The following is a 9,468-nucleotide window of genomic DNA, read 5'->3' on the forward strand; positions in this document are numbered from 1 at the left end:
GGCGCCGACGATGCCGTATCCCCCTCCCCCGGAGCCGTACGGAACGCCGTACGAGCCCGCACCCACCGAAGAGATCGTGGAGCGCACCCACCCGCGCATCCGGGCCGTGCGCACGGTCAACGCCCTCATCCACCTCGTCTGCGCGGTGTTCGCGCTGGTACTGGCCGTGCACATCGTGCTGGTGCTGGGCGGGGCGAACTCGGCGAACGGCTTCGCGCACCTGATTTCGGAATGGTCGGCGGGCGTGTCGCTGGGCCTGCGGAACCTCTTCACGCCGGACTCGGAAGGCCTGCGGACGTTCCTCAACGACGGCCTCGCCGCCGTGCTCTGGCTGATCATCGGCGCGATCCTGACCGACGTCATCACGCGGATCGGCATCCCGGGCCCGCGGCGCGTCTGGTACCGGCGCAGCTACCGCTGATCCCGGCCACGAAGAAGGCCTCCCCGACGCGGTCACTGCGTCGGGGAGGCCTTCTTCGTGGTCTGTCAGCGCCGGGGCTGCTCGGCCGCCGGTTGCACGGGCTCCGGCTCGGGCTGCGGCAGGGCCTGCTCGACGGGCTCGCCGCCACGCGGCGCGGGAACGCCCTCGGCGGCGATCGCGTCGAAGTGTTCACGGCACCAGCGGCCGTAGCGCCTTGCGTGCACAGTCATCGCGTCCACCTCCTCTCACGGGCGATCCTCGGAACACCTTCAGCGTCCTCCGCCGCGGCGCCGAAAGCCAACAGATTTAAGCGGGACTTAACAGACACGAATGGGTGAAGTCCCCTGTGGGACAACGGGTTAGGCCGCGAACTCCCGCACCACCGTCCGGCAGAAGGCCGGCAGGTCGTCCGGGTTGCGGCTGGAGACCAGTCCGTTGTCCACTACGACTTCTTCGTCGACCACGGTGGCGCCGGCGTTACGCAGATCCGTCCGGATGCTGGGGTAGGACGTCAGCGTGCGGCCACGGACGACATCCGCTTCGACGAGCGTCCACGGACCGTGGCAGATCACCCCGACCGGCTTGCCCGCCCGCACGAAGTCGCCGACGAACTTGACCGCGGCGGGGTCCGTGCGGAGGTTGTCGGGGTTCATCGTGCCGCCGGGCAGCAGCAGCGCGTCGAAGTCGCCGACTTCGACGTCGGCGACCTTGCGGTCCACCGGGAACTTCTCGCCCTTGTCGATGTCGCCGTTCATCGCCTGGATTTCGCCGGTGTCCAGCGACACCAGCTCCACCGTCGCGCCTTCGTCGAGGACGGCCTGGCGCGGCTTCTCCAGCTCGACCTGTTCGACGCCGTCCGCGGCCAGGATCGCGACCCGGCGTCCTTGCAGTGCGTTCGCCATGGGGCTCCTCCGTCGGAAAACCGGTTGCACGGGGGTAATTACCCGCTCTTCGAGCGGCCAAACCCAGTCCACAGAGGACAGTGCAATCAGTCCGCACATTCGATGGCGAGCACGGCGATGTCGTCGTGCGCGGAGCTGCCCAGCCAGTCACGGACGGCCTGCCGCAGCTGCCGCACGACCTCGCGGGCCGGCTCGCCCGCCGCCGCGGCGAGCACCGCGCGCAACCGGTCGTCTCCGAAGAGTTCCGTCGGCTCGTGGCGGTTGCGGGCCTCGGTGATGCCGTCGGTGTACAGCAGGCAGACGTCCCCGCGTTCCAGCCGCACCTCGGCCTCGGCAAACCGGGCCTGCGGCGAGATGCCGACCAGCGTGCCCGGCACGGTGACCTCTTCGACCACACCGGACCGGCGGACGATCAGCGGCGCCGGGTGGCCGCCCGAGGCCAGCGTCAGGCCGACCCCGCCGTCCGACGGCCGGGCCGTGCCGAGCACGAGGGTGGCGAAGCGGCTGCTGCCGCCGGCGATGAGCAGCTCGTTGAGCAGCCGCAGCAGCGTGCGGCCGTCGCGTTCGACCATGGCGAGCGCGGTCAGGGCGTGCCGGACCCGGCCGGTCAGGGCCGCCGCCTCGGGGCCCTTGCCGCAGACGTCGCCGAGCACCAGGAACGCGCTGCCGTCGTCGTGCGCCTGGACGTCGAAGAAGTCCCCGCCGACCGTGAGGACGCCGGCCGCCGGCTCGTACCAGGTCTCGAACCGGGCGCCGTCGAGCTCCGGCGGGTCGATCGGACGCAGCGTCGTCTCCAGGCCGCGGGTCGCCTCTTCCTGGCGGGCGTAGCGCTGGGCGTTGGCCAGCGCCGTCCCGGCCGCCACGGCGAACTCGACCACCGCGCGGGCCTGCTCGGCGCCGAACTCGGCGTCGCCGCGGCGGCCCAGCAGCAGCGCGCCGGTGACCCCGGCGCTCGCGCTCGGGCCGAGCGAGACGACCGAGACGTCCGCGTGCCCGGCGAACCGGTCGGCGACGACCGACGGCAGCGTGGCGACCTCGGGCCCGGGCACCGGCGCGGGCTGGGGGCGGCCGGTGGCGGCGAAGGTCGCCGCCAGCACCGGCGCGACCTGGGCGGGCACCCGCCGGATCCGGCCGTGCCCCTGCGCGGCCGGGCGCTCGCAGCTCCACCACTCCCACCGGCCGCGGGTGGTCGGCAGCAGCACGAAGACGGTTTCGGCCAGCGCGGACGCGGCCAGCTCGGCGATCGCCCGTGCGGTGCCGTGCCGTCCGCGCGCGGCGGCCAGCCGGGGCCCGGCCTCGGCCAGGAAGTCGCCCACGTGCCGCCGGGCGACGTCGTCCGCGAGGACGGTCCAGGCGTGCCAGCCCCCGGGCAGCGCCCGGATCCGGGCCGGCCGCCGGTGACCGGCCGCCTCGACGTGCCCGGAGGTATCGGAGACGGAGTTCAGGTGCGGCTCGGCGTCGCCCGCCAGGGCCCGCCCCGCCGGGTTCGCCCAACGCACCGCACCCGCGCTGTCCTGCAGGAACACCGCGTCGCGGACGTCTTCGAGGGCCGCGCGCGTGAAGGCGTCGATGCCCGGCGGCCCGCCGTCACCGGTCATCGGCGGCGGGGCCGCCGAAGCCGGGGCCGGACGTGACACCATGCACGGACCTCCTGCCTCCGGACTGCTGTCGCACGGCTACCGCGTGAGCGGGCGGGCTGGCTCGAAGTGTAGGGCGAAGCATGGCACGCTGGGTCGACGACCATGGCTGGCGCATGCGTGGTGGAGAGGGTCGGCACACATGACAACGGAATCCCAGAGCGAAGCGGCCGCGCTGGAGCGGGTGCTCGCGGCGGTGCGGGATCTCGGGGACGGCAACTTCCGCCGGCGGCTCGTCCCGCACGGCGACGGCATCTCGGCGCAGCTCGCCGTCGCCTTCAACGACATCGCCGAGCGCAACCAGCGGCTGGTCAGCGAGCTGCTGCGGGTCCGCTCGGCCGTCGGGCAGGAAGGCAGGCTCAGCGAGCGGCTCGAGGGCCAGGTCGGCCCCGGCGGCTGGACCACGGCCGTCGACGCGGTGAACGGCCTGGTCGAGGACCTCACCCGGCCGGCGATCGAGCTGGAGCGCGTGCTCGGCGGGGTGGCCGACGGCGACCTGTCCCAGCCCATGACGCTGACCCTGGACGGCCGCCCGCTGCAGGGCGCGTACGCCACGCTGGCGAAGACGGTCAACGGCCTCATCGCGCAGCTGTCGCGCTTCGCCGCCGAAGTGACGAGGCTCTCCCGGGAAATCGCGGGTGAGGGACGTCTCGGCGGCCAGGCCGTCGTCCCGGGCGTGTCGGGCACCTGGCGCGACCTGACCGACTCGGTCAACTTCATGGCCGACAACCTCACCGAGCAGGTCCGCAACATCGCCCAGGTCACCACCGCGGTGGCCCGCGGCGACCTTACCCAGAAGATCAACGTCGACGCCCGCGGCGAGATCCTCGAGCTGAAGAACACCATCAACACGATGGTCGACCAGCTCTCGGCGTTCGCCGACGAGGTCACCCGCGTCTCCCGCGAGGTCGGCTCGGACGGCAAGCTCGGCGGCCAGGCCCAGGTGCCGGGCGTCGCCGGGACGTGGCGCGACCTCACCGACTCGGTCAACCTGATGGCCGACAACCTGACCGACCAGGTCCGCGGGATCTCGCAGGTGGCGACCGCGGTGGCCAGCGGCGACCTGACGAAGAAGATCGACGTCGACGCCCGCGGCGAAATCCTGCAGCTGAAGAACACGCTGAACACGATGGTCGACCAGCTTTCGGCGTTCGCCGGGGAAGTCACCCGGGTGGCGCGCGAGGTCGGCAGCGAGGGCAAGCTGGGCGGGCAGGCGGAGGTGCCCGGCGCGGCCGGGACGTGGCGCAGCCTCACCGACTCGGTCAACCAGATGGCAGACAACCTCACCGACCAGGTCCGCAACATCTCGCACGTGACCACGGCGGTGGCGAAGGGCGACCTGACGCAGAAGATCACCGTCGACGCCCGCGGCGAGTTCTTCGAGCTCAAGACGACCATGAACACCATGGTGGACCAGCTGTCCGCGTTCGCCGACGAAGTCACCCGAGTGGCGCGCGAGGTCGGCACCGAGGGTCAGCTGGGCGGGCAGGCGCAGGTCCCCGGCGTCGCCGGCACCTGGCGCGACCTCACCGGCTCGGTGAACTTCATGGCGAACAACCTGACCACCCAGGTCCGCAACATCGCCCAGGTCGCGACGGCCGTTGCGCGCGGCGACCTGACGCAGAAGATCGCGGTGGACGCCCGCGGCGAGATCCTGGAACTCAAGACGACGCTGAACACGATGGTGGACCAGCTGTCCGCCTTCGCGGACGAAGTCACCCGAGTGGCGCGCGAGGTCGGCACCGAAGGCAAGCTCGGCGGCCAGGCCACCGTGCCCGGCGTCGCCGGGACCTGGAAGGACCTGACCGACAACGTCAACTCGATGGCGAACAACCTGACCGACCAGGTCCGGAACATCGCCACGGTGACGGCGGCGGTCGCGAAGGGCGACCTCACCCAGAAGATCACCGTCGACGCCCGCGGCGAGATCCTCGAGCTCAAGACCACGCTGAACACGATGGTGGACCAGCTGTCCGCCTTCGCCGACGAAGTCACCCGAGTGGCGCGCGAGGTCGGTACCGAAGGCATCCTCGGTGGTCAGGCGCGCGTCCGCGGCGTCGCGGGCACGTGGAAGGACCTCACCGACAACGTCAACGTCATGGCCGACAACCTGACCGACCAGGTCCGCAACATCGCCACGGTGGCGAGCGCGGTGGCCAACGGCGACCTGTCGAAGAAGATCCGGATCGAGGCCCAGGGCGAGGTCGCGGCGCTGGCCGAGACGCTGAACGGGATGGTCGAGACGCTGCGCGCGTTCGCCGACGAGGTCACCCGCGTCGCCCGCGAGGTCGGCACCGAAGGCATCCTCGGCGGCCAGGCCCGCGTCCCCGGCGTCGCCGGGACCTGGAAGGACCTGACCGAGAACGTCAACTTCATGGCGCACAACCTGACCAGCCAGGTGCGCAACATCTCCCAGGTGACCACCGCGGTCGCGAAGGGCGATCTGACCAAGAAGATCGACGTCGACGCCCGCGGCGAGATCCTCGAGCTCAAGACCACGATGAACACGATGGTCGACCAGCTCTCGGCGTTCGCGTCCGAGGTCACGCGCGTGGCGCGCGAGGTCGGCACCGAGGGCAAGCTGGGCGGCCAGGCCGAGGTCGACGGCGTGTCCGGCACCTGGCAGCGGCTCACCGAGAGCGTCAACCAGCTGGCCGGGAACCTGACCACCCAGGTCCGCGCGATCGCCCAGGTCGCGACGGCGGTGACGGCGGGCGACCTGACCCGGCACATCACGGTCGACGCGTCCGGGGAGGTCGCGGACCTCAAGGACAACATCAACCAGATGATCGCGAACCTCAAGGAGACGACGAGGACCAACCGCGAGCAGGACTGGCTGAAGACGAACCTCGCGCAGCTGTCGGGCCGGATGCAGGGCCACCGCGACCTGGTGTCGGTGGCGGCGCTGATCCTGTCGGAGCTGGCCCCGCTGGTGCGGGCCCAGCAGGGCGCGTTCTTCCTGGCCCGCGACGACGACCGCGACGGCACGGTGCTCGAGTGCATCGCCGCGTACGGGCTGGCGCAGTCCCGCGCCGGGCTGCGGTTCGCGATGGGCGAGTCGCTGATCGGCCAGGCCGCCGTCGACCAGCGCACGGTCCTGGTCAGCAACGCACCGCCGGAGTACGCGCTGATCTCGTCCGGGCTCGGCTCGGCCGCGCCGGTGAACCTGATCGTGCTGCCGGTGCTGTTCCAGGGCGAGGTGCTCGGGGTGCTGGAGCTGGCCTCGGTGAACGAGTTCAGCACGGTCCACCAGGACCTGCTGGAGCAACTGCGGCACACCATCGGCGTCAACGTGAACACGATCTTGTCGAACTCGCGGACCGAGGCGCTGCTGACGGAGTCGCAGCGGCTGGCCCAGGAGCTGCGGGCGCGGTCGGAGCAGCTGCAGGCCCAGCAGGGCGAGCTGCGGCGGTCCAACACCGAGCTGGCCGAGAAGGCCGCGCTGCTGGCCCAGCAGAACCGCGACATCGAGGTCAAGAACAGCGAGATCGAGCAGGCGCGGCAGGAGCTGGAGGAACGCGCCGGGCAGCTGACGGTGGCGTCGCAGTACAAGACCGAGTTCATGGCGAACATGTCGCATGAGCTGCGGACGCCGCTGAACAGCGCGTTGATCCTGGCGAAGCTGCTGTCGGAGAACCCGGAAGGGAACCTGACGGAGAAGCAGATCCAGTTCGCGAAGACGATCTACGCGGCCGGCTCGGACCTGCAGCAGCTGATCAACGACATCCTCGACCTGGCGAAGGTCGAGGCGGGCCGGCTGGACATGCAGATGTCCGACATCACGCTGCCGGAGCTGGTGGACTACGTCGAGTCGTTGTGCCGGCCGCTGACGGCGGACAAGGGCCTCGAGTTCGCCGTCCACATCGACCCGCCGGTGCCGGGCAGCGTCCACACCGACGAGCACCGGCTCCAGCAGATCCTCCGCAACCTGCTGTCGAACGCGGCGAAGTTCACCGACGAGGGCAGCGTCCGCCTCCACATCCGCGCGGCGGACCCGGCCGAGGTGGAGCAGGAGGCGCTTCGCAACGCTCCGGGCATCATCGCCTTCGCGGTGGAGGACACCGGGATAGGGATCCCGGAGGAGAAGCTGGCGGTCATCTTCGAGGCGTTCCGCCAGGCGGACGGCACGACGAGCCGCAAGTACGGCGGCACGGGCCTCGGCCTCAACATCAGCCAGCAGCTGACAGAGCTCCTGGGCGGCGAGCTGCGCGTGGTGAGCGAACCGGGCGTGGGCTCGACGTTCACCCTGTACCTCCCGGTCGCGGCGGCCAACCTGGTGGACCCCGCCCTGACGGCGTTGTCGTCACCCAGGCTTCCCCCGGTCCCCAGCACGGTCCTGGTGGCAGCACCCGACGTCACCCCGAAGCGCTTCCACGGCGAGAAGGTCCTGATCGTCGACGACGACCTTCGCAACGTGTTCGCCCTGGCAGCGGTCCTGGAACAGGCGGGCCTGGAGGTGATCTACGCCGAGACGGGCGTCGCGGGCATCCGGGCGTTGGAGCGCAACGAGGACACGGCCCTGGTCCTGATGGACGTGATGATGCCCGAACTCGACGGAAACGCGACGATCGCGGCGATCCGGGCAGAGGCGGCCAACGCGGACCTGCCGGTGATCGCGGTCACCGCCAAGGCCACGGCCGAGGACCGCGCCCGCACCCTGGCGAGCGGCGCGGACGACTACATCACCAAACCGGTGGACACGGACAAGTTGCTGGACGTGATAGCGGCGTCCCTCGAGGCGGACGCCGCATCCACACGTGACGCTGCTGGAGCGGGTGACGGGAATCGAACCCGCGTAGCTAGTTTGGAAGACTAGGGCTCTACCATTGAGCTACACCCGCGTGCCCCCGGAGGTACCCGGGTGCGAGGCCAGCTTAGCGTGACCCGCTAGGCTGATCGCACACCCCCCTGGGGGTGGACCCGGGATGTGGCGCAGCTTGGTAGCGCATCCGCTTTGGGAGCGGAGGGTCGCAGGTTCAAATCCTGTCATCCCGACCCGATTCGGGGGTGGGCTCGCGCTTGCGCGCTCGCCCCTCCCCCTTCATCTCCTTCCCGTTGCCCGGGGGGCCGGGCCCCCGGACCCCCCACGGTGCCTCCGGCGCCTGTTGAGAGGTCTGCCGCCGCCGAGCGCTGCCGCGGTCGGGAGCTTTGCCGCCCCGTTGGAGTCTGGCCGCCGAGCGCTGCCGCGGGTTGCAAGCTTTGCCGGTGGTGGGAGCCCCGCCGGCCCAGGCTGCCTACCAGGTGATCGGTAGCTCGTGCAGGCCGTAGACGAACATCTCGTGGCGGAACGGCAAGTCCTGCAGCGGCTTTGCCGGCGCCAGGGTTGGTATGCGCTGCACTACCGTGCGGATCGCCACCTGGATCTCCACCCTGGCCAGGGACATCCCCAGGCACTGGTGCGACCCGAAACCGAACCCCAGGTGCTTGGGACCCTCGCGGTGAATGTCGAACGCCGCCGCGTTCGGGTAGACCTTCTCGTCGCGGTTGGCCGCCGGTAGGTAGAGGATCACGTTGTCCCCTTCCTTCAGCCTTCGGCCGCAGATTTCCACCTCCTCGGTGACGATCCGGGACAATCCGCTCTGGACCACCGAGGCGTAGCGGAGCACCTCCTCGACCGCGCCCGGGACCAGGCTCGGGTCGGCGCGCAGCGCGGCCAGCTGGCCGGGGTGCCGGGTCAGCGCGGCGATGCCCAGCGCGATCGTGCCCGCCGTCGTCTCGTGGCCCGCGATCAGCAGGAGCACCGCCATCAGCACCAGCTGCTGGCGGGTCAGCTCGCCGGTGCTTTCGTATTCGGTGACCAGCGCGCTGATGACGTCGTCGCCGGGGTCGGCCGCCTTGCGGTCCGCCAGCCCGCTGAGGTACGTGCCCAGTTCCACCAGAGCACCCATCGCCTCCTCGCCGCTGGATGCCCAGCTCATGATCTTGCGCGTGCTCGCCTGGAAGAACTCCGCCTCGTCGAACGGCACGCCCAGCAAGCGGCTGATCACCAGGGACGGCACGGGCAGCGCGAGCCCGGTCACCAGGTCGGCGGGTGGCCCCGTCTCCAGGAGCCGGTCGACGTGCTCGTCGGTGATGCGCTGGATCTCCGGCCGCATCGACTCCGCGCTCCGGACGGTGAACTTGCGGGCCAGCATCCGGCGCAGCCGGGCGTGCTCGGGATCGTCCATGCGGATGAACGTCGACACCTGCGGATTGACGCCGGGCGCGAACTGCAGGAACCCCGGCCGGGTCCCGTCGGCGCTGAACCGGCGGTCGGCGAGGATCGCGCGGACGTCGTCGTAGCGGGTGACCACCCAGGCGGTCGTGCCGTTCCACATCCCGGCCTCGACGATTCCCGGCCCTTCACGGACTTCGGTGTAGGCCGGCGCGGGATCGAACGGGCAGCCGGTGCGCGGCGCGGGGAAGGCAGGCAGGGACATCGGGTCTCCTCGGGACGAGCAGTCCGGCCCAGCGTGCCCGCGGCCAGGCGGCGTGACCATCCGCCAAGCGCGCACCGGCTTTCGCGGAA

Annotated in this window: 6 protein-coding genes and 2 tRNA genes; 3 read left to right on the plus strand and 5 right to left on the minus strand. The window is 71.0% G+C overall.

All coding sequences use genetic code 11. The annotated features are described in order from the left end of the window. The first annotated feature begins 10 nt into the window (after positions 1–10). Entirely contained in the window at positions 11–421 is a 411-nt protein-coding gene (locus BLW76_RS36770; protein ID WP_091316334.1) for a hypothetical protein, read from the plus strand. A 65-nt stretch (positions 422–486) separates the two neighbouring features. Here the strand turns inward: BLW76_RS36770 and BLW76_RS48990 are convergent, their stop codons facing one another. The 3 genes from BLW76_RS48990 to BLW76_RS36780 form a co-directional block, all read right to left on the minus strand. Next, positions 487–651: a hypothetical protein gene (locus BLW76_RS48990; RefSeq protein ID WP_167384862.1), complete on the minus strand. Its 165-nt coding sequence runs from the start codon at positions 649–651 to the stop codon at positions 487–489. 129 nt (positions 652–780) lie between these two features. Then, on the minus strand, positions 781–1,323 hold the full coding sequence (locus BLW76_RS36775) for a type 1 glutamine amidotransferase domain-containing protein (RefSeq protein ID WP_091316335.1): 543 nt from the start codon (positions 1,321–1,323) through the stop codon (positions 781–783). Positions 1,324–1,409: 86 nt separating this feature from the next. Further along, positions 1,410–2,963 carry a SpoIIE family protein phosphatase gene (locus tag BLW76_RS36780; RefSeq protein ID WP_091316337.1) on the minus strand — a complete coding sequence of 518 codons (1,554 nt, stop codon included), beginning with the start codon at positions 2,961–2,963 and terminating at the stop codon, positions 1,410–1,412. Between the two features lie 139 nt (positions 2,964–3,102). On the opposite strand from BLW76_RS36780, the gene BLW76_RS36785 reads away from it, so the two are divergent. Next, complete coding sequence (locus BLW76_RS36785; protein WP_091320338.1) at positions 3,103–7,776, plus strand: HAMP domain-containing protein; 4,674 nt, start codon at positions 3,103–3,105, stop codon at positions 7,774–7,776. Here the strand turns inward: BLW76_RS36785 and BLW76_RS36790 are convergent. Continuing rightward, positions 7,728–7,801 (minus strand) — tRNA-Gly (locus BLW76_RS36790). The genes BLW76_RS36785 and BLW76_RS36790 overlap by 49 nt on opposite strands. 80 nt (positions 7,802–7,881) lie before the next feature. On the opposite strand from BLW76_RS36790, the gene BLW76_RS36795 reads away from it, so the two are divergent. Continuing rightward, positions 7,882–7,955, plus strand: a tRNA-Pro gene (locus BLW76_RS36795). 239 nt (positions 7,956–8,194) lie between these two features. Here the strand turns inward: BLW76_RS36795 and BLW76_RS36800 are convergent. Continuing rightward, positions 8,195–9,379 carry a cytochrome P450 gene (locus BLW76_RS36800; protein WP_208613467.1) on the minus strand — a complete coding sequence of 395 codons (1,185 nt, stop codon included), beginning with the start codon at positions 9,377–9,379 and terminating at the stop codon, positions 8,195–8,197. Positions 9,380–9,468: the final 89 nt, after the last annotated feature.

The sequence above is a fragment of the Amycolatopsis tolypomycina genome, assembly GCF_900105945.1.
GTDB lineage: Bacteria > Actinomycetota > Actinomycetes > Mycobacteriales > Pseudonocardiaceae > Amycolatopsis > Amycolatopsis tolypomycina.

Bases quoted from the DNA above. Each gene is read 5' to 3' on its own strand.
- BLW76_RS36770 (WP_091316334.1), top strand. From the start codon at position 11: ATGCCGTATCCCCCTCCCCCGGAGCCGTACGGAACGCCGTACGAGCCC.
- BLW76_RS48990 (WP_167384862.1), bottom strand. From the start codon at position 651: ATGACTGTGCACGCAAGGCGCTACGGCCGCTGGTGCCGTGAACACTTC.
- BLW76_RS36775 (WP_091316335.1), bottom strand. From the start codon at position 1,323: ATGGCGAACGCACTGCAAGGACGCCGGGTCGCGATCCTGGCCGCGGAC.
- BLW76_RS36780 (WP_091316337.1), bottom strand. From the start codon at position 2,963: ATGGTGTCACGTCCGGCCCCGGCTTCGGCGGCCCCGCCGCCGATGACC.
- BLW76_RS36785 (WP_091320338.1), top strand. From the start codon at position 3,103: ATGACAACGGAATCCCAGAGCGAAGCGGCCGCGCTGGAGCGGGTGCTC.
- BLW76_RS36800 (WP_208613467.1), bottom strand. From the start codon at position 9,379: ATGTCCCTGCCTGCCTTCCCCGCGCCGCGCACCGGCTGCCCGTTCGAT.